Here is a 20,714-nt window from a genome sequence, read left to right on the forward strand (position 1 = left end):
GGCCCACCCGGGCGCGATCGGCGACCGCGCGGGCACCGTCGGCAGTGGCGAGGCGCAGCGCGTTGTCGACGGCGCCTTCGACGCGCCGCGTGCTGCCGTGCGCGAGCGGCTGGCCCGCGAGCGACCAACCCATCGTGCCATTGCGCAGCGCCGCGACCGGATTCGGCACGCCGGCATTGATGAGCGACTGCGCACCGATGATGCTGCGCGTGCGCCCCGCGCAATTGACGACGATCCGCGTGGCCGGGTTCGGCGCGAGCTGCCGCGCGCGCAGCACGAGTTCCGCGCCCGGCACGCTGATGCTGCCGGGAATGTTCATCGCCTGAAATTCGTCGAAACGGCGCGCGTCGAGCACGACGACGTCGGCCTCGCGATCGAGCAGCGCCTGCACTTCGTGAGCGGACAGCGACGGCGTATGACGCACGCTGTCCACGAGTTCGCCGAACGCCTTGCTCGGCACGTTGACGTCCCTGAACAGTTCGCCGCCCGCTTCGCGCCAGCCTTGCAGACCGCCTTCGAGCAAGGCGACGCCGGTATAGCCGAGTTCGGCGAGACGTTCGGCCGCGCGCCTCGCGAGCCCCTCGCCCGCATCGAACACGACGACCGGCACCGCGAGGCGCGGCAGACGCAGCGGCGCGTCGAGTTCGAGCCGCGAGAGCGGCAGATTGGCGGCAAACAACGGATGACCGCGCGCATGGGCATCTTCCTCGCGCACGTCGACGAGCGCGATTTCCTCGCGACCGATCAAGGCGCGGCACACGTCTTCGAATGATCGGGTGCGAAACTCTTTGACGACATTCATGGGATCGGGGACTCCTTCGCAACATGGCAGATATCCGGCAACGCGCGATACGCCGCATCGGCTCACATCACGTCACCGCACCGACAGTTCCACCGTACACTCGAATACCGCCCGGCGCACGGTCGCGCCGCGTCATTCGATCGAACGTCCTGATGCTCGTATGGCGCGTACCAGAAGTACGCTCGCGGGCTCGTACGTGCATGGACTCATGCGGCCACTCATGCAAGCACTCATGCAGCTGACTCCTGCACTCGCGCATGCCTCGGCACATGACAGCGGCGCAATTTCCGCGCCACGCAAGCCGCCACCCTGCAAGCACGGCGACACCTCGGCAACACTGTATCGCCCTCTCAGCGACACCCCGACAAACCCTTCGGCCGACGTGGGCATCCGCGCGCCGTCTGCAGAAAAATGCGGGCTTTGCCACAATGCCGCATCGCGCGAAAGCGCCGCAAACCGTCAATCAACAGACAATGATCCCCTTCTCGGTCCTCGATCTCTCGCCGGTCACCGCGGGCGCCACGCCGGCGGACGCGTTCAGGAACACGCTCGAACTCGCCCAGCACGCGGAAAAACTGAATTACCGGCGCTTCTGGCTCGCCGAGCATCACAACATGCCCGGCATCGCGAGCGCCGCCACCTCGGTCGTGATCGGCCACGTGGCCGGCGGCACGAAGACGATTCGCGTCGGCTCGGGCGGCATCATGCTGCCGAACCACGCGCCGCTCGTGATCGCGGAACAGTTCGGCACGCTCGCCTCGCTCTATCCCGACCGTATCGATCTCGGCCTCGGCCGCGCGCCCGGCACCGATCAGACCACGGCCCGCGCGCTGCGCCGCGATCTGCAGACTAGCGCCGATTCGTTTCCCGATGATGTCGTCGAGTTGCAGCGCTATTTCGCCGATCCGGTGGCGGGCCAGCGCATACGCGCGGTGCCCGGCGCGGGCCTCAACGTACCGCTGTGGCTGCTCGGCTCGTCGCTCTACAGTGCGCAACTGGCGGCGGCGCTCGGCCTGCCGTTCGCCTTCGCGTCGCACTTCGCGCCCGATTACATGATGACCGCGCTACAGATGTATCGCGCGCAGTTCCGGCCGTCCGCGACACTCGACAAGCCGTATGCGATGGTCGGCGTCAATCTGTTCGCGGCCGATACCAACGAGGAAGCCGCGCGTCTTTTCACGTCGCTGCAGCAGCAGTTCATCAATTTGCGGCGCGGTACGCCGGGGCTGTTGCAGCCGCCGGTCGAGCGGCTCGCAGCGTCGGAGATGGAGTTGAGCAACGTCGCGCATTCGCTCGCCTGCACGGTGCTCGGCGATCGCGACGCGATCCGCGAAGGTCTGCAATCGATCATCGAGCAGACCGGCGCGAACGAGTTGATGCTGACCGCGCAGATCTACGATCACAAGGCGCGGCTGCGCTCGTTCGAGATCGGCGCGCAGGTGCGCGATGAGTTGATAGCGGTGAGGTAGTCGAAGGACGAACCGGCCTGTGTAGGGGAAAGGCGGTTCGTACCGGAGTGCCGTTCAGTCAGGCAACTGAACGGCACTCGCTTCAGGGAACGGCTTTCCTTACGTTCCGCCGAGCCTGCCGGCCCGGTTAGCTGAGTGTGAGGTCGTGCGCTCAGCGATTCGCAGGCACCGCCGCGAGCCCTTCCAGCAGCGCCTTGTGAAACGCCTCCGGATCCTGCATCTGCGGCGCGTGGCCGGCATCGGCAAACTCGACCAGCGTCGCATGCGGAATCGCCTTCGCCGCCGCGCGCCCAAGTTCAGGATAATGGCCGAGCTTCGCGCGCACCTCGGGCGGCGCGGCGTCCTTGCCGATCGCGGTGGTGTCCTTCTGGCCGATCAGCAGCAACGTCGGCATGCTCAGATCACCAAGCTCATAGACCACCGGCTGCGTGTAAATCATGTCGTACAGCAGTGCGGAATTCCACGCGACGATCTGCTTGCCCGGTCCGCGATACATGCCCGCGAGCATCTGCACCCACGGTTCGTAGTCCGCGCGCCATTGGCCCGCGTAATAGGTGCTCTGCTCGTAGCGGCGGATGCCGTCGGCGGTCGTCTTCAGTTCGCGCTGATACCACTGGTCCACCGATAGCGAGGGCACGCCCTTCGCCTTCCAGTCCTCCAGACCAATCGGGTTCACGAGCACCAGTTGCTGCGTTTCACGCGGATACATCAGCGCATAGCGGATCGCGAGCATGCCGCCCGTCGAGTGGCCGGCGATGGTCGCCTCGCGCACGCCGAGCGATTCGAGCAGCGCATGCGTATTGCGCGCGAGCTGCTGGAAGCTGTACTGGTAGTGCTCGGGCTTGCTCGACTTGCAGAAGCCGATCTGGTCCGGCGCGATCACGCGATAGCCGGCATCGGCGAGCCGATGAATCGTCGCGTCCCACGTCGCCGAGCAGAAGTTCTTGCCGTGCAGCAACACGACCGTGCGGCCGTTCGCATGCGCGGGCCTGACGTCCATGTAAGCCATCGAGAGCGGCACGCCCTGCGAGGTGAATTCGAAACGCTGCACCGGCGCGGGATAGTTGAAGCCTTGCAACTCGGGGCCGTAGGCCGGGCCGGAATCGGCGACGGACGCAGCCGCGGCGCTCGCGGCGACCGGGCTCGCCTGACTGACGGCGGCAGCGGCGCTGGCCGGCGTGGAAGCCGCCGCGCTTGAAGCAGCGGACACCGTGAATACCGCGGCACAAACACTCAGCAGGGCAAGCAGGGGTGGGCGGCGAAGACTCATGGGGATTTTTCTGGAAAAACGCAAAGAGTGAACAGACGAGAATCGCGTACGAGGCTCGGGCGCCAGCGCTCGATTCTACGATGCCCCGCTGGAACATGGCGGCAAGCGCGCATGAGCGGCGCGGCCCGCGTCGCACGGCCTGCGTTATACGGCCCGTGTCGCACGACCCGCACCGCACGATCTCGTCGCGCGATCTCATCCACGCACTCAGCGGCGACGCGCCCGACACACGCCGACACGGATCGACACGGGCCGATACGAGGAGTAACGGACATTGGCACGCATATTGCCGCCCATCCGGCCACGCAGCGTCCCGCACACGGCCTCGCGCTATGTGACGCGCCGCACGGATAGGCGCGCGGCAAGCGCCGATCGTACAAGGATCACGGGAACCACGGCCCGCTCAATTTGCACTACTCGCTCGCCTCGAATCGGTGCTAGAACTAGCTGACGGGCCCGCAAAAAACAACGCGATAAAACCAGGCGACCAGGCCATGCCGGCTGGCCGCACGATTCATCGGCACAGCGATCGGCACAGCGCGGACGACCAGCTCAGAATCATCCGGGGGAACAGACACATACGGCACATACCAATCCAATCGGGAGACAGACATGAACACTCCGGCACGGCTGAACGACCTACAACGCACCACCCTCGCGATCGTCCTCGCGGGCGGACGCGGCACCCGCCTCGGGCCGCTCACCAACAAGCGCGTCAAGCCCGCGGTGCACTTCGGCGGCAAATACCGGATCATCGACTTCGCGCTGTCCAACTGCCTGAACTCGGGCATTCGCCGCATCGCGGTCGTCACGCAGTACAAGGCGCATTCGCTGCTGCGCCATCTGCAGCGCGGCTGGAGCTTCCTGCGCGGCGAGATGGGCGAGTTCATCGACCTGTGGCCCGCGCAGCAGCGCGTCGAAGGCGCGCACTGGTATCGCGGCACCGCCGACGCGGTATTCCAGAACCTCGACATCATCCGCTCGATCCGCCCGAAGTACGTGGTCGTGCTGGCGGGCGACCACATCTACAAGATGGACTACACGCGCATGATCGCCGATCACGCGGACAGCGGCTGCGATTGCACGGTCGGCTGCATCGAGGTGCCGCGCATGGACGCGGTCGCGTTCGGCGTGATGGCGGTCGACGAGAACCGCCGCGTGACCGGCTTCGTCGAAAAACCGGCCGACCCGCCCGCGATGCCGTGCCGCCCCGACACCGCGCTCGCCAGCATGGGCATCTACGTGTTCAACGCCGACTACCTGTACACACTGCTCGAAGAGAACATTGCCTCGATCGACACCGACCACGACTTCGGCAAGGACATCCTGCCGCGCGTCGTCACCGAGGGCATGGCGATCGCGCACCCGTTCAGCATGTCGTGCGTCTCCTCGGACCCGAACGTCGAGCCGTACTGGCGCGATGTCGGCACGATCGACGCATACTGGGCCGCGAACCTCGACCTCGCCTCGACGATCCCGACGCTCGACCTCTACGACCGCAGCTGGCCGATCTGGACGTATCAGGAACAGTTGCCGCCCGCGAAGTTCGTGCGCGACATGAAGGGCTTGCAGGGCTCGGGCAACAACCTGATCGTATGCGGCGGCTGCGTGATCTCGGGCTCGCAGATTTCGCGCTCGGTGCTGTCGTCGAACGTGAAAGTGCATTCGTTCTGTAATATCAATGAGGCAGTCTTGTTGCCGCAGGTCACGGTCGGCCCGAGCTGCCGCCTGCAGAAAGTGGTGATCGACCGCGGCTGCACGATTCCGGAAGGCACGGTGATCGGCGAGGACCCGGCGCGCGACGCCGCGCGCTTCTATCGCACCGACGACGGCGTCGTGCTTGTCACGCAGGAAGCGTTGCTCAAGCGGCCGGCTTAAGCGCCGGGCCGCTTGCGGCCGCGCGATCGCAACCGCACGAGCCCAACCCCGAACAAGCCTCGCAACCCGAAAGAGACCTGGCCTATGACGATTCGCGCCCTGCATGTCGCAAGCGAGTTGTACCCCCTTCTCAAAACGGGCGGTCTCGCCGACGTCGTGGGCGCGCTGCCGTCCGCGCTGATCGAGCGCGGCGCCGACGTGCGAGCGCTACTGCCGGGGTTTCCGGCCGTGCTCGCCGGTTTGCGGGACCTGCAGCCGGTGGCACGGCTCGGGCGCCGCTTCGACACGCCGGAAGCGCTGCTCGAACGCGGCACCCTGCCCGCCAACGGCCTCGCCGTCTACGTGATCCGCGCGGCGACGCTCTACGACCGGCCCGGCAATCCGTATCTGAACGACGAGCACGTGCCCTACGGCGACAACGCCCAGCGTTTCGCGCTGCTCGGCTGGGTCGCCGCGCAGCTCGCGCAACAGCTGGACCCGGCGTGGTCGCCGCAGATCGTCCATGCGCACGACTGGCACGCGGGGCTCGCATCCGCGTATCTGAAGGCGGCCGAGCGCCAGCAAGGCCGCGTGCTCGCGCGCAGCGTGTTTACGATCCACAACCTCGCCTACCAGGGGATTTTCCCCGCGCAGCAGTTCGGCATGCTCGGCCTGCCCGACGATTTCTTCAGCATGCACGGCGTCGAATTCTACGGACAACTGTCGTTCCTGAAGGCGGGCCTCTACTACGGCGACCGCATCACGACCGTCAGCCCGACCTACGCGCGCGAGATCCAGACGCTCGCGCACGGCGGCGGGCTCGACGCGCTACTGCGTCATCGCGCGCACGATCTGAGCGGCATCCTGAACGGCGTCGATTACACGGTGTGGAATCCCGCCGGCGACGCGCTGCTCGCGACGCACTACAGCGCCTCGCGCCTCGCCGGCAAGCTCGCCTGCAAGGAAGCGCTGCAGAAGCGCTTCGGCCTCGCGCAGAAAAGCGACGCGCTGCTGTTCGGCGTCGTGAGCCGCCTGACCGAGCAGAAGGGCCTCGACCTGCTGCTCGAAGCCGTGCCCGAAATCGTCAGACGTGGCGGCCAGCTCGTCGTGTTCGGCACCGGCGACCCGGCGCTCGAGAACGGCCTGAAGCGCGTCGCGCAGACACATCCGGAATCGGTGGCCGTGGAGCTCGGCTTCGACGAAGCGCTCGCGCATACGATCATCGCGGGCAGCGACGTGGTCGCGGTGCCGTCGCGCTTCGAGCCGTGCGGGCTCACGCAACTCTACGCGCTCGCCTACGGCTCGCTGCCGCTCGTGCATGGCGTCGGCGGTCTCGCGGACACGGTCGCCGACGCATCGCTCGAAAATCTCGCCGACGATCTCGCGACCGGCTTCGTCTTCGAACGCTTCGAGCCGAAGGGCATCGCCGCGGCAATCCGGCGCGCGTTCGCGCTCTACGAGCGCCGCACCGAATGGAAGGCCGCGCAACGCCGCGCGATGCGCCAGGACTTCGGCTGGGGCGCATCGGCCGAGCGTTATCTGGCCTTGTATCGGGAACTGGTCTGAGGAGAGCGTGGCCCGGCATGGTGCGGCTCGGTCGGCTTTCGTCAAGCTTGCGGCTTCATGCGCGGATCGGCGCGCGGGTTCTTGCCTAGCCCCATACCCCGCCCCGCGCGCCGGCTCGTTTGATGGTTCGGCGCAACAACACGGGGCCGGATCAACTCGCGTCCGCGAAACTCCTGTATTGTTTGCTGACGATGCAGACCGTGCACTTTTCTTGCACCCTCTGAAGCAGGCAGGCATGCCGCACCACGGCGAGACCATTCGAAGCGCCGGCACGGCGCGCCTTCCCGTTTCCTTGATCGCGCCCGCCCCGTTGCGCGAGCCTCACCATGACCAAAAACGTTTTGAGCATCCAGTCCCATGTCGTGTTCGGTCACGCCGGCAATAGCGCAGCCGTGTTTCCGATGAGCCGGCTCGGCGTCAATGTCTGGCCGCTCAACACCGTGCAGTTCTCGAACCATACGCAGTACGGGCACTGGAGCGGCAGCGCGATCGACGCGTCGCAGATGGAAGAACTCGTCGAGGGCATCGGCGCGATCGGCATGCTGCCGCGCTGCGACGCCGTGCTGTCCGGCTATCTCGGCACGCCGGAGCAGGCCCGCTCGGTGATCGAAATCGTCAAGGCCGTGAAGGCGGCCAATCCGCGCGCGTGGTACTTCTGCGATCCGGTGATGGGCGTGGCAAGCGGCTGCAAGGTCGAGCCCGGCATCCAGGCGTTTCTCGTGAGCGCGATGCCGGAAGTCGCCGACGCGATGGCGCCGAACCATACCGAGTTGCAACGCCTCGTCGGCCGCGAGATCGAGACGCTCGAGGAAGCGGTGAGCGCGTGCCGCGAAGTGATCGCGCGCGGGCCGAAGCTCGTGCTCGTCAAGCATCTGCTCGACCGCAACAGTCCCGCCGACCGCTTCAACATGCTCGTCGTCACGGCGCGCGAAGCCTGGATGGGACAACGTCCGCTCTATCCGTTCGCGCGCCAGCCGGTCGGCGTCGGCGATCTGACCAGCGCGGTGTTCGTCGCGCGCACGCTGCTCGGCGATTCCGTGCGCTCCGCGTTCGAGCACACGCTCGCGGCGGTCAACGCGGTGGTCAAGGCGACGTGGCAGGCCGGCCGCTACGAACTCGAACTCGTGGCGACGCAAAACGAAATCGCGCAGCCGCGCGAATGGTTCGATGCCTGGGTGGCCGAGACGGCTTGAGCCGGTTGCCGCGGCCATCCGTGGCCGCAGGGCGGCGGCGGTGGGAACGGGAGGCCGCTTGCAGTGCCGCTTGCAGTGCCGCTTGTAATACCGCTTGCAGTGCCGGCTGAAGCCCCCGGCCACGCCCCGACGACGGCCGCCCTATAATGCGTGCCGCGTGGACCGGGGCAACACCCCAGCGTCCACGGTATTTTTCAGGCATCCGGCATTCAGCAGACGAGGCATCGATGGACGGTCATATCCGCAGCGAGCGGGAAGAATTTTTTGAGCAGTTGTGCATGAGCGTCGATGCGGACGAAGCGCACGAACAGGAAGCGATCGAGTTCTTCGAGAACCAGTTCGACCAGCCCGATTTCGATCCCGCGCAATGGCTCGACATCGCGCTCTACTACTCGCCGGCCGTCGCGCGCGGCATCGTCGACATGGTGACGGCCGACGACAAGGCACGCAGCAACATCGCCGACGTCATCGCCGACAATCTCGACATCTCCTACGGCGAGGACGAGTGCCAGCAGTTCGCGGAAACGATCGAATTCGCGCTGAACAACGGCGTGCCGGTCGATCTCGACGTCGTGCTCGACGGCTGCCAGCGCGCGATCGACGACCTCGACACCTGGGCCGACGAAGACACCAAGGCGCCGCTCCTGCGTCTGCGCGAAGAACTGCTGCGCCAGCAGGGCGAGCGCTAGGCCGGCACGCGGGGCCGCCCTTTTCGTCTCTCCTTTTCTCGCTATCTCGCCCCCGCCGCCCTGACCACGACCTCGGCGTCGAGATCGCGCTCGATGCGCACGAGGTCGTCTTTCAGCGCGGCGAATTCGTCGGCCGAACACATCTGATGGCCGAACGCGGCGCGCAGATGCCGCCGCACCTGCAAGGTGCGCGTCGCGGAATCGAACACATAGCGCGAAGAAAACGCGAGCATGCGATCCTCGACCGTGCTGTCGCCCGGCAAGTCGGTCACGCGCGCGAAACGCGGCAGCGTCATCTCCAACGTCTCGTCGAACTCGCCGCCGATGCAGACCCACGGCTGCGTTCTAAGCGGCTCGGCCAGCCACGCCTCGACCTGCGAGCCCATCCCGCCCGCGAGGCTCGTCAACGCCGGCACCGCGCTCGTGCCGTCCGGCCAGATCAGATGCGGCACACTGCCCTGCATCGAGGCCGCGAACGGTCCGCCCGTTGCGGCCACGTCGCCGGTACGCAATTGCGCGCTGCCGTGCAAACCCGTTTGCAACAGACGGCTCGCCGCGATCTGCTGCGCGCGCTGCCGCGTCGCGCGCCGGAACATGTTGCGCTCGACCTCGGCCGTAAAACCCGCGTCCTCGACGCGGTACGCGTAATGCGCAGTGCCGTTTTCGTCGACGTCGATCTGCATGCGCGCGGTGCGCTCGCGCAGCTGCGTGGCCGGCGTGCGCGCGAGCACGCCATCGTCGACGAGCAGCGCCGGCCGGTCCATCACGCCGGACGGCAGATAGCCGAATTCGGTGCCGCCCGCGGTCGCATCCGCGAATTGCGAGAGCTCAGGAATCCAGATGATCGCGTGATTGATCGCGCTCGCGCCGTAACCGGGCACGTCCGGCAAGCTGTAGTACGGCCCGAGATCGAGCAGCACCGGCTCGCTGCGAATGCCGACCGCCGCAAGCAGCGCGCCGTAGAGCGCGACGTCGTCCTTGCAGTCGCCGTAGCGGTTGCGCAGGATATCGGCCGCCTTGTGCGGAATCGCCGCGGTCTCGCCGAGAAAAAGCGCCACGTAGCGGATATTCAGGCGCACCCAGTCGTAGAGCGCGCGGGCTTTCGCGCGTGGATCGGCGAGGCCCGCCGTCAGGCTCTGCGCGAGCTGCGTAATCGCGGGATCATCGCGCGTCGCGTCGTCGGCGGCGGGCTCGCGATAGCGCGCGGCGAAGCTCGCGAAGTCCGGCACCGTCGATACCATCAGCCGGTCGCCCCAGTTCGCGTAGCCGACCGCGCCCGCTTCGAGCCGCGCATACGGGCCGTGCCGGTAGTCGAATTCGTAGCGGGTGCGGCCGTTTTCGCTCACCGGCGGCAGCGCGACATAGCCGCGCGCGTCGGCATGGAGCGGCACGTCGGCGGGCAGATCGAAGATGAGCCGCTGCGACTCCACGGGAACCCGCGCCGGCTCGACGAGGTACGCGAACGTGCCGGCCTGCAGCGGCTTCGCGCGCGTCTTGCGAAACGCCAGGTGTACGCGCGCGCCCGACTCCACAGCGGGGAAAATCACCGTGCGCAACACGCCGTCCTCGAAACTCGGCGCGCCGGCCGAGCGCGGCTCCTGCACGTCGCGAATCGCCTCGGGGCCGACCGGATGCACGCTGCCGTCGGGCGCGATGGTTTCGGCGCTCAGCAGTTGCACCTGCTCGATGTCCCTGTTGAACCACACGTAGCGCTGCGCGATATCGTCGACGCCGCTCGCGGTGTCGGCGCGCAACACCGTGTCGTCGTATTCCTCGACGGAGCCGTCCTTGCCGATCGTGAAGAGATGGACGTCGCGCTCGATCGTCGCGGGCGCGCGTTCGTCGTTGGCGGTGGTGATTTCGTCGGCGAACGCTAGGAGTGGCAAGGCCACGACGCAGGCGGTGAACAGCATAGCCAGCCAGGCCGCAACCCCGACCGCCTCACTCTCCCCGGTCGCCATCGCCAAGCTGGCCGAGCAGTTCCTGGAGCTTTTCCACGTGCCTGAGCAGCATGTGGCGATGCTTCTCGATCTGTTCGAGCCGTCCCGCGAGATCAGCCTGAATGCGATCGTCGAGTTCGGTCGCGGCGATCACGTCCTCGACCTTCGCGCGCATCGAGGCGAGCTCCACCGGCGCGTGCAGCAGATGCCGCTCGAAACGCCGCACGTCCTGCGTCGCCAGATCGCGCACCTTGCGAAAATGCGCCTGCCGCCGATGCGCTTCCACGTCGAGCGTGTCTTCCTCGATGCGCCGGGTCGCGCCCGGCTGCCCGAAAATCGGCTCGGGCGGCCGCAGCACCGTCTTCTTGCGCACCGGATGCGCGGTGCCGCGAAAACGCGCAAGCGGCTGCTCGTTGTCGATCGCCTCGCGCGCGTTCGACGGTATCTCGGGTTCGGTATGCGGCACGTTCATCCAGCCGCCCGGCAGACCGGTGACCGCTTCGACGCCGCGCACGAATTCCTCGCTGAATTCGCGCTGGCCCGCCAGCATCAGCTTCAGATAGCTCGCGGAGAACGTCATCATGCGCGCGAGCCGGCTCGCGGCGCCAACCTCGCGGGTTAGCAGCACCAGGTTCGCGCGCCAGATCGGCAGCAGCAATTCGTCGGAATCTTCCATCGCTGGGTCTTCCATCTTGTTGCCCGATGAACCGATGACCGCATCGCGCATGTCATCGTTCTGAAAGCTTAGTCGCTGCGGTGCGCTGCGTGCAATCAGGGCTTGCCGAGGCGTGCACCGGCGTCGCTTTCATGCCGACGTTACGCGCGAATGCACACCGATACCTATGACAATGCGTTGACAACATGCCGCGTGTTGCATCGACACACGAATTCGCACGGCGTTCCGCCGTTTGGCTACAGAAATGTGGCATGCTTACGCGCCGAGACGGCACGTGCCGTGCTGTACCGGTCGCTCCACAACATCGACTTAAGGGTTCTGTAATGAAGAAAATCGTTCTCGCCATTGCCGCGGCTGTCGCCACCCTGAGCGCGATCGCTCCTGCTCAAGCCGCCCCGCATCATCATCGCGAATGCCACAAGGAGCGCGTTCACCACCATTTGGTAACGCGCTGCCACTGATCCGCGATGCCGCGTCGATGAGACAAGGCTCGCATCGGAAAGCCCCGTTTTCACGGGGCTTTTCTTATGGCGAGCCGCACTCGCGGCGACCGGCGAGCGCCGCGCGACCTCACGCCGGCGCACGACGCCCCCTACATTCCACGCGAAAACGCCGGCGCGCAATCATGGACACATGCTGTTACACGTCTGATCTTCGAGGTTTGCGAAGCAGCGCCGACGCATGATCGCATTGGGCGAATGCGGCGCCGCCTAGGCGAGCAGGTCCGCGAGCGCCACGCGATAGCGCGCATAAGCGCCCTCTTCGTCGCGATGCCTGCGGTTGTCGACGACCTTGACGCCGCCCGTGTAGACATCGCGAATCGGCGTCTCACCGTGCTCGCAGAACACGACGCCCGACAGCCACGTGTGCGGCGCATGCCCGGCGATGCTCGAATGATCGGCATCGAGCACGAGCCAGTCCGCGCGATGGCCGGCCCGCAACGCGCCGACCGCACGGCCGGTGGCCCGCGCGCCGCCGTCGAGCGCGGCATCGAACAAACGGTCCGCGACGTGCGTGGCCTGCGCCGACGCCAGCACGTTGCGCTGCCGGTGCATGAGACGCTGGCCGTATTCGAGCAGCCGCAATTCCGCGCGCCAGTCGACGCCGATATGGCTATCCGAACCGACACCGATACGGCCTTGCGCGTCGAGATAGTCGCGCGCCGGAAAAATGCCGTCGCCGAGATTGGCCTCGGTGGTCAGGCACAGGCCCGCAACCGCGCCGCTGTTCGCGAGCGCGAGCGTTTCGTTGCCGTCGACGTGGGTCGCATGCACAAGGCACCAGCGGCCGTCCACCTCGAAGCGGTCGAGCAGCCATTGCACCGGACGCGCACCTTCGGTTGCGAGGCACGCCTCGACCTCGGCGGTCTGTTCGGCGATATGGATATGCACGGGCGCCGTCGCGTCGATGCCGCCGAGCAGCGCGCGCAACGACGCTTCCGACACCGCGCGCAGCGAATGCGGCGCAACACCGTAACGCAGCGCGGCGTGTTCAGGACGCGCCGTGCGCAGCGTGCCGAGCAGATCGAGCAGACTTTCGGGCGTATTGATGAAGCGGCGCTGATCGTCGCGCGGCGCGCGCGCGCCAAAACCGCTGTACTGATAGAGCACCGGCAGCATCGTCATGCCGATGCCGCTCTCCGCCGCCGCCTCGACCACGCGTTGCGCGAGTTCGGCCTGATTCGCGTAACGGCCGCCGTCCTGCGCGTGATGCACGTAGTGGAATTCGCACACCGAGGTATAGCCGGCCTTCAGCATTTCGATGTAGAGCCACTGCGCGACGCTCGCGAGCCCTTCGGGCGTGATGCGCGCCGCGAAGCGATACATGAGGTCGCGCCAGGACCAGAAGTTATCGGCGGCGCCGGTGCCCGATGCCGCGCGATATTCGGTCAGCCCCGCCATCGCGCGCTGGAACGCGTGCGAATGAAGATTCGGCATGCCGGGCATTACGGGCCCTTGGGCCCGCGGCACGCCGGCGGGTGCCTCCGCATGATCGGGCGTGACCGCGCTCAGCGTGCCGTTCGCGTCCCATTCGAGCAGCACGTTGCGGTGCCAGCCATCGGGCAGGTACGCGTGAGCGGCGAACAGCGATTGCCTGGATTGCGTCATCTCTCGGACCTTTAGCTCAAGCCGCACTCGACTCACGCCGCGTATAAACCGTTTCGCCCGCGCGCACGACTCGCTCGCACAAGGGACGCCCGATCCAGTAAGCCAGCTCGGCCAGCGAATCGACCGGCCATACCGCGAAATCGGCCGCGCGTCCCGCCTGCAACGCGCCGTGCGTGTCGCTCCTGCCGAGCGCGCGCGCCGCATGCGCGGTCACGCCTTGCAGCACCTCGGGCACGGTCATGCGAAACAGCGTGCACGCCATGTTCATCATCAGCAGCAACGAAGTGACCGGCGAGGTGCCGGGGTTGCTGTCGGTCGAAATCGCAATCGGCACCTCGTAGCGCCGCAGCAGATCGAGCGGCGGCAACTGCGTCTCGCGGATGAAGTAGTACGCGCCCGGCAACAGCACGGCCACCGTGCCCGCTTCCTTCATCGCGGCAACGCCGGCTTCGTCGAGAAATTCGAGGTGATCCGCGGACAGCGCGCGATGCCGCGCCGCAAGCACGGTGCCGCCGCCGTTCGACAACTGCTCGGCGTGCATCTTGACGGGCAGCCCGTAGCGCGCGGCCGCGTTGAACACGCGCTCGCTCTGTTCGAGCGAAAAACCGATGCGCTCGCAGAACACGTCGACCGCGTCGACGAGCCCTTCGTCTGCGAGCGCGGGCAGCATCGTGTTGCAGACTTCGTCGATATACGCATCGGCGCGGCCCGCGAATTCGGGCGGCAGCGCATGCGCGCCGAGAAACGTCGTATAGACCGTGACCGGATAGCGCTCGCCGAGTTGCCGCGCGACACGCAGCATCTTGCGCTCGCTCGCGAGATCGAGGCCGTAGCCGGATTTGATTTCGATGGCCGTCACGCCTTCGGCGAGCAGCGGTTCGAGCCGCGCGGCCGCCTGGCTAAACAGCGAGGCTTCGCTTGCAGCACGTGTCGCGCGCACGGTCGAGACGATACCGCCACCCTGCCGCGCGATTTCTTCGTAGCTGACGCCCGCGAGCCGCTGCGCGAATTCATCGGCGCGCTGGCCGCCGTACACGAGGTGCGTATGACAATCGACGAGGCCAGGCGTCACCCACGCGCCGCGCAAATCTTCGCGCGGCCAGGCGGCGTAGGACGCGGGCAACTCGGCCGCGGCGCCGAGCCACGCGATGCGGCCGTCTTCGACGGCGATCGCGGCATCGGCGAGCGTATGGCGAGGGTCGCCCTGCGGGCACAGTTTGAGGTGATGCCAAACGGTTTGCTTCATCGCATGCTCTTTGCTGCGCGGTGCAGCTGGTTGCGTGTTCGTGTGCGTTCGTGTGCGTTCGTGTCTGTTCGCGTGGGTCGGCTCGTCTGAGCCCGTCCTGCCATCCCTGTGCGTGCAGGCGAGTTGAAGTCAGTGCGCGATCACCGCCGCGTATAGCGGATGCTAATCGCGAGCACGGCGCCCGTGCCTTCGAGCGTGCAGGTCAGCGCCCTCGGTATGTCGATGCGCAGCGTGTCTCCTGTTTCGAGTTGCAGTTGCGTCGCTTCTCTTCCCGCTTCTGCTTCCACCCCGCTTGCGAGCCCCAGCGCCACCGACCCGCTTGCGCAATAGAGCAGCACCACGTCGCCCTCGATCATGCGCGACACAGCCCGCTTCGCCTCGCATCGCCACACGTCGAGCACGCCCAGCGCGAGGTCGCGCCGCACCATGAGGTTGAAGTCGCGCGTCGCGCCATCGATAAGCCGCGCCTCGATACGCGCCTCGCCGTCGAAGCGCGCGACGTCGAGCGGCTGCTTCAATGCATGCGACTTCACGACCTCTGCATCATCCAGTTCGTCGAGCAACATGCCCGCGCCCGACAACAGCACGAGCGTGCGGTCCACGCCCTCGAAGCGCGAAAACGGCCCGGCCTGCGCGACCTCGGCGACGCTCACACGCCACACGAAATCGCCCGGCGCCTCGCGCTGTCCGCTGCTGCGCGACGGAAACGCGGCCACCTCGCGCGTCATGCCGCCGCCGTTTTTCCACGGCGCCGCCACGAGGTCGGCGCCGCGAATCAGCGTAACGCGTGCCGTGCCGCCCGCACCATGGGCCACGGTCATGTCAGCGGCCGAGCATCGGCAGATCGAGGCCCGCCTCGCGCGCGGTCTGCTGCGCGAGTTCATAGCCCGCATCCGCGTGACGCATCACGCCGGTGGCCGGATCGTTGAACAGCACGCGGCCGAGACGCTGGTGCGCGGCATCGGTGCCGTCCGCGACGATCACGACGCCCGCGTGCTGCGAGAAGCCCATACCGACGCCGCCGCCATGATGCAGCGAGACCCACGACGCCCCGCCCGCCGTATTGAGCAGCGCGTTGAGCAGCGGCCAGTCGCTGACCGCGTCCGAGCCGTCCTTCATCGATTCGGTTTCGCGGTTCGGGCTCGCCACCGAACCGGTGTCGAGGTGATCGCGGCCGATCACGATCGGTGCCTTCAGTTCGCCGTTGCGGACCATCTCGTTGAACGCCTGGCCGAGCCGATACCGATCCTTCACGCCGACCCAGCAGATCCGCGCCGGCAGCCCCTGAAACGCGATGCGTTCACGCGCCATGTCGAGCCAGTTATGCAGATGCGGGTCGTCGGGAATCAGCTCCTTGACCTTCGCATCGGTCTTGTAGATGTCTTCCGGATCGCCCGACAGCGCGACCCAGCGGAACGGGCCCTTGCCCTCGCAGAACAGCGGGCGGATATACGCCGGCACGAAGCCCGGAAAATCGAAGGCGTTGTCGACGCCCATTTCGAGCGCCATCTGGCGGATGTTGTTGCCGTAGTCGAGCGTCGCCGCGCCGCGTTCCTGCAGCGTCAGCATCGCCTGCACCTGCTTCGCCATCGACTGCTTGGCCGGCGTGACGATACTCTCGGGCGCGGTCTTCTGACGCTCGCGCCAGTCTTCGACGGTCCAGCCTTGCGGCAGATAGCCATGAATCGGATCGTGCGCGCTGGTTTGATCGGTCACGCAGTCCGGCGTGATGCCGCGCGCGACGCACTCGGCGAACACGTCGGCCGCATTGCCGAGCAGCCCGACCGATACCGGCGTGCCGCTCCGCTTCGCTTCGTCTAGCATGGCGAGCGCTTCGTCGAGCGTCTTTGCCTTTTTATCGACGTAGCGCGTCTTCAGACGGAAGTCGATGCGCGTCTCGTCGCATTCGACCGCGATCATCGAGAAGCCCGCCATCGTTGCCGCGAGCGGCTGCGCGCCGCCCATGCCGCCGAGACCGCCAGTGAGAATCCAGCGGCCTTGCGGGGCGCCGTTGAAGTGCTGGTTCGCGACCGCGAAGAACGTCTCGTAGGTGCCCTGCACGATGCCCTGGCTGCCGATGTAGATCCAGCTGCCCGCGGTCATCTGGCCGTACATCATCAAACCCTTGCGGTCGAGTTCGTGGAAGTGTTCCCACGTCGCCCAGTGCGGCACGAGGTTCGAGTTCGCGAGCAGCACGCGCGGCGCGTCGGCATGCGTGCGGAACACGCCGACCGGCTTGCCCGATTGAATCAGCAGCGTTTCGTCTTCGTTCAGGTCCTTCAGCGACGCGAGGATCTGGTCGAAGCAATCCCAGTTGCGCGCGGCGCGGCCGATGCCGCCGTACACGACGAGCGCGTGCGGATGCTCGGCGACTTCGGGGTCCAGATTGTTCTGGATCATCCGGTACGCGGCTTCCGCGATCCACGTCTTGCAGGTCTTTTCCGCGCCGCGCGGTGCGCGGATCGTGCGGGTCGGGTCGAGACGCGGATCGATATGCTTAGGATTGTTCATGATGTCCCTCGGATGCTTGAAGCTGTTCGATAACGAATTCGGCGATGGTAAAAAAACGCAATCGGATCAGAAGTGCCCGGTGAAGCGGTAGCGGCTGCCCGGATGCCACAGATTGGCGATCGAGGCGACCTGGCTTTGCGACCACGTACGACGATGCAGCACGAGGCACGGCTCGCGTTCATCCATGCTCAGCAACTGGCGCGTGCCGTCGTCGGCCGCCAGCGCCTCGATGCGGTACTCGACCCGCTGCAGCGGCGCGACGCGCACGAGATACTGGTTCGGCGTCGTGTTCGTGAAGTCCTGCAACGCATACTCGGGCGCGACGGCCGGATTGACCCAGCGCGCTTCGAGCTGCACCGGCTCGTCGTTTTCGAAATGCAGCAGGCGCGAATGAAATACGCGGCTGCCCGCGCTCACCTGCATTTCGTCGGCAAGCTCCGCATCGGCGATGCTCGCGCCGATGTCGAGCACTCGGGCGTGATAGCGATGGCCGCGCGCGACGATTTCATCGGAGATGCTGCGGATCGCGACCAGCGTCGATTCGTACTTGGGACGGGCGACGAACGTGCCCGAACCTTGCACGCGCGTGAGCACCTGCTCCGAGGTCAACTCGCGCAATGCGCGGTTGACCGTCATGCGCGCGACGTTGAACTCGCGCGCCAGTTCGTTTTCGGACGGCACCTGGTCGCCTTCGGCCCATTCGCCCGCATGAATGCGCGCGAGGATGAAGTCCTTGATGCCCTGATAAGCGGGTGCGTTCATTGGCGTGATCCGCGTGCCGGATAGTAGCGGTGACGGCCGGGTTGGCCTACCGGGTTGGCTTACTGCTCGGAGACGAACGAGAACGGGCTCAGCTTGGCGATCGTGCCGTCCTGCACGAGCTTCGTGACGGCCGCGATGTCCGGCGCGAAGTAGTGATCGAGTTCGTAGTGCGGCACGTTCTTGCGCACCACGTCCATCACTTTCTGCAAACTCGGGCTGGTGCGGTGCGGCGCGCGCAGATCGACGCCTTGCGCCGCGGCCAGCAGTTCGATCGAGAGAATGTTGGCGGTGTTGTCGGCGATGTCGCCGAGCTTGCGCGCCGCGAACGTCGCCATCGACACATGGTCTTCCTGGTTCGCGGACGTCGGCAGCGAATCGACCGAGGCCGGATGCGCGAGTGTCTTGTTTTCCGAGGCGAGCGCAGCGGCCGTGACGTGCGCGATCATGAAGCCCGAGTTCACGCCGCCGTCTTTCACGAGGAACGGCGGCAGGCCCGACAGCGTCGCGTCGATCAGCAAGGCGATGCGGCGCTCGGCGAGCGCGCCGATTTCCGCAGCGGCCAGCGCGAGATTATCGGCCGCGAACGCGACCGGTTCGGCGTGAAAATTGCCCCCCGACAGCACTTCGCCGGTGTCCGGGAAAATCAGCGGGTTGTCGGAGACCGCGTTCGCTTCGGTCAGCAGCGTTGCGGCAGCCTGGCGCATCTGGTCGAGACAGGCGCCCATCACCTGCGGCTGGCAGCGCAAGCTGTACGGGTCCTGCACCTTGTCGCAGTCGGCGTGCGAGACGTTGATGCCCGAGCCTTGCAGCAGCGACCGGTAAGCCGCCGCCGCGTCGATCTGGCCGCGATGGCCGCGCAGTTCGTGAATGCGCGCATCGAACGGCTTGACCGAGCCCATCGCCGCATCCACCGACAGCGCGCCGGCCACGAGCGCCGTGCGGTACAGGTCTTCGATCGCGAACAGGTTGTAGAGCGCGAGCGCGGCCGACGCCTGCGTGCCGTTGAGTAGCGCGAGACCTTCCTTCGCCTGCAAGGTGAGCGGCTTGAGGCCAACGAGTGCAAGACCTTCGGTGGCCGGCAGGCGCTCGCCCTTCGCGAACACTTCGCCGACGCCGAGCAGCACCGCCGACATATGCGCGAGCGGCGCGAGGTCGCCCGATGCGCCGACCGAACCCTTGACCGGAATCACCGGCAGCACGTCGGCGTTGAACAGCGCGAGCAGGGCTTCCATGACTTCGCGGCGAATGCCCGAGTGGCCGCGGCCGAGGCTCGACAGCTTCAGCGCCATCAGCAGACGCACGACCGGGCGCGACATCGGCTCGCCGACGCCGACCGCATGCGACAGCACCAGATTGCGTTGCAGCAGTTCGAGTTGTTCGCGCGGGATATGCGTGCTGGCGAGGCGGCCGAAACCGGTGTTGATGCCGTAGGCCGGCTCGCCCTTCGCGGTGATGTCGGCGACGGCCTGCGCGCAGGCGTCGATGGCGGCGTGGCTCGCGGGATCGAGTTGCAGCGTGACCGGCTCGCGGGCGATCCGGCGCAGTTGCGGGAGAGTCAGGTGGCCGGGCTTCAGCATCATGGTGGTGGGGTCCTGTCTATACAAGTTCAAATAAGTCTAGCTCGGCGATCTTGTATATACAACTTCTTTTTCAAGCTTTCCCGCCTGGGGATTTCCATGATTCGCGCCCCGCTACAGCGTCACCCTGCCCGCCATGAAATCCAGAAAGCACTGCACGCGCCCCGCGAGCGACGCGCTCTGGTAGTACACCGCGTTTACCGGCTGCCGCTCGTCGACGAGCAGGTTGCCGAGAATCGGCACGAGGCGGTTCTCGCGCACGTCGGCAGCAGTCATGAAATCGGCGAGACAGGCGATGCCCCAGCCCGACAGCGCCAGTTGCCGCAGCGTCTCGCCGCTCGACGCGGTGATCGACGGCTCGATCTTCAGCCGTGGCGCCGCGTCGTCGTGAGCCTGGCCGCGCTTGCGCCCCTTGCCGCCCTCGCGCAACGGCCAGCGGTTCAGATGCTCGGGCGCGGTGAAGCCGATCAGCCGATGCGCGCGCAACGCGTCGAGCGTCGCCGGTTCTCCGTATTCGGCGAGATACGCCGGGCTCGCGAGCACGCGCAGTTTACTGCTGCCGAGCGCGCGCGCATGCAGCGTCGAGTCCTGCAATGCGCCGATGCGGATCGCGATGTCGACCTTCTGTTCGAGCAGATCGACGATGCGCTCGTTGCTCGTCAGTTCGAGCCGGATCTCCGGATACAGCGCGGAAAACGCCGTCATATGCGGCGCGATGCAGTGAAGCATGAACGGCGACGCCGCATCGACGCGCAAGCGCCCCGATGGCCGCTCGCGGCCGCGCGCGACCGACTCCTCGGCTTCTTCGAGCGCGTCGAGAATCGCGCGGGCGCGCCGCAGGAACGCCTCGCCCTCTTCGGTCAGATGCAGGCGGCGCGTCGTGCGCCGCACGAGCGCGGTATCGAGCTTCTGTTCGAGGCGCGTGAGCGCGCGGCTCACGCCGGAGACAGTCTGCCCCAGCTTCTCGGCCGCCGCCGTGATCGAGCCGCAGTCGATCACGGTGACGAACACGAGCAATTCGTCGGTGGACGTTTTCATTATTGACTCG

17 protein-coding genes are annotated in these 20,714 nt (G+C 66.6%); 6 read left to right on the forward strand and 11 right to left on the reverse strand.

Annotated elements, in window-relative coordinates; translation table 11 throughout:
* On the reverse strand, window positions 1–802 hold an 802-nt coding region (locus tag G3N58_RS10335; RefSeq protein ID WP_277396971.1), incomplete at its 3' end, for a rhodanese-like domain-containing protein.
* Between the two features lie 473 nt (window positions 803–1,275).
* Between G3N58_RS10335 and G3N58_RS10340 the strand changes: the two genes are divergently transcribed.
* Window positions 1,276–2,271 (forward strand): LLM class flavin-dependent oxidoreductase, encoded by a 996-nt coding sequence (locus tag G3N58_RS10340; RefSeq protein WP_205999098.1) that lies wholly within the window; start codon window positions 1,276–1,278, stop codon window positions 2,269–2,271.
* 151 nt (window positions 2,272–2,422) lie between these two features.
* Here the strand turns inward: G3N58_RS10340 and G3N58_RS10345 are convergent, their stop codons facing one another.
* On the reverse strand, window positions 2,423–3,541 hold the full coding sequence (locus tag G3N58_RS10345; RefSeq protein ID WP_167284604.1) for an alpha/beta hydrolase: 1,119 nt from the start codon (window positions 3,539–3,541) through the stop codon (window positions 2,423–2,425).
* Window positions 3,542–4,153: 612 nt separating this feature from the next.
* Here G3N58_RS10345 and glgC point away from each other — a divergent pair.
* The 4 genes from glgC to G3N58_RS10365 all read left to right on the forward strand — a co-directional run bounded on the left by glgC (window position 4,154) and on the right by G3N58_RS10365 (window position 8,846).
* Window positions 4,154–5,419 (forward strand): glucose-1-phosphate adenylyltransferase, encoded by a 1,266-nt coding sequence (gene glgC, locus G3N58_RS10350; protein ID WP_205999099.1) that lies wholly within the window; start codon window positions 4,154–4,156, stop codon window positions 5,417–5,419.
* An 84-nt stretch (window positions 5,420–5,503) separates the two neighbouring features.
* Window positions 5,504–6,964, forward strand: coding sequence for a glycogen synthase GlgA (glgA, locus tag G3N58_RS10355; RefSeq protein ID WP_167040316.1), 1,461 nt, complete (start codon window positions 5,504–5,506; stop codon window positions 6,962–6,964).
* Between the two features lie 326 nt (window positions 6,965–7,290).
* Window positions 7,291–8,157, forward strand: coding sequence for a pyridoxal kinase PdxY (pdxY, locus tag G3N58_RS10360; protein WP_167040317.1), 867 nt, complete (start codon window positions 7,291–7,293; stop codon window positions 8,155–8,157).
* Window positions 8,158–8,384: 227 nt separating this feature from the next.
* Window positions 8,385–8,846 carry a hypothetical protein gene (locus tag G3N58_RS10365; protein ID WP_167040318.1) on the forward strand — a complete coding sequence of 154 codons (462 nt, stop codon included), beginning with the start codon at window positions 8,385–8,387 and terminating at the stop codon, window positions 8,844–8,846.
* A 41-nt stretch (window positions 8,847–8,887) separates the two neighbouring features.
* Here G3N58_RS10365 and G3N58_RS10370 read toward each other — a convergent pair whose 3' ends face one another.
* Both G3N58_RS10370 and G3N58_RS10375 read right to left on the reverse strand, forming a co-directional pair.
* A complete protein-coding gene (locus tag G3N58_RS10370) occupies window positions 8,888–10,759 on the reverse strand; it encodes a DUF3857 and transglutaminase domain-containing protein (protein WP_241017060.1) in 1,872 nt (623 codons plus the stop codon).
* A gap of 28 nt (window positions 10,760–10,787) precedes the next feature.
* The gene (locus G3N58_RS10375; protein WP_205990176.1) at window positions 10,788–11,462 is read right to left on the reverse strand and encodes a hypothetical protein; all 675 of its coding nucleotides are present in this window, start codon (window positions 11,460–11,462) and stop codon (window positions 10,788–10,790) included.
* A gap of 323 nt (window positions 11,463–11,785) precedes the next feature.
* On the opposite strand from G3N58_RS10375, the gene G3N58_RS10380 reads away from it, so the two are divergent.
* A complete protein-coding gene (locus G3N58_RS10380; protein WP_167040322.1) occupies window positions 11,786–11,923 on the forward strand; it encodes a hypothetical protein in 138 nt (45 codons plus the stop codon).
* Between the two features lie 249 nt (window positions 11,924–12,172).
* Here the strand turns inward: G3N58_RS10380 and G3N58_RS10385 are convergent, their stop codons facing one another.
* The 7 genes from G3N58_RS10385 to G3N58_RS10415 form a co-directional block, all read right to left on the reverse strand.
* The gene (locus G3N58_RS10385; RefSeq protein WP_205999101.1) at window positions 12,173–13,570 is read right to left on the reverse strand and encodes a formimidoylglutamate deiminase; all 1,398 of its coding nucleotides are present in this window, start codon (window positions 13,568–13,570) and stop codon (window positions 12,173–12,175) included.
* Between the two features lie 16 nt (window positions 13,571–13,586).
* On the reverse strand, window positions 13,587–14,816 hold the full coding sequence (gene hutI, locus G3N58_RS10390; RefSeq protein WP_167040326.1) for an imidazolonepropionase: 1,230 nt from the start codon (window positions 14,814–14,816) through the stop codon (window positions 13,587–13,589).
* Window positions 14,817–14,956: 140 nt separating this feature from the next.
* Window positions 14,957–15,637, reverse strand: a complete 681-nt coding sequence (locus G3N58_RS10395) for a HutD family protein (protein WP_205999102.1) — start codon at window positions 15,635–15,637, stop codon at window positions 14,957–14,959.
* Window position 15,638: 1 nt separating this feature from the next.
* Window positions 15,639–17,327: a urocanate hydratase gene (hutU, locus tag G3N58_RS10400; RefSeq protein ID WP_205999103.1), complete on the reverse strand. Its 1,689-nt coding sequence runs from the start codon at window positions 17,325–17,327 to the stop codon at window positions 15,639–15,641.
* A 66-nt stretch (window positions 17,328–17,393) separates the two neighbouring features.
* Complete coding sequence (hutC, locus tag G3N58_RS10405; protein ID WP_205999104.1) at window positions 17,394–18,089, reverse strand: histidine utilization repressor; 696 nt, start codon at window positions 18,087–18,089, stop codon at window positions 17,394–17,396.
* A 59-nt stretch (window positions 18,090–18,148) separates the two neighbouring features.
* Window positions 18,149–19,669, reverse strand: coding sequence for a histidine ammonia-lyase (gene hutH / locus G3N58_RS10410; protein WP_167284612.1), 1,521 nt, complete (start codon window positions 19,667–19,669; stop codon window positions 18,149–18,151).
* Window positions 19,670–19,780: 111 nt separating this feature from the next.
* Window positions 19,781–20,704: a LysR family transcriptional regulator gene (locus G3N58_RS10415; protein WP_205999105.1), complete on the reverse strand. Its 924-nt coding sequence runs from the start codon at window positions 20,702–20,704 to the stop codon at window positions 19,781–19,783.
* Window positions 20,705–20,714 lie beyond the last annotated feature (10 nt).

The organism is Paraburkholderia sp. Ac-20342, assembly GCF_017104985.1.
Taxonomy (GTDB): domain Bacteria; phylum Pseudomonadota; class Gammaproteobacteria; order Burkholderiales; family Burkholderiaceae; genus Paraburkholderia.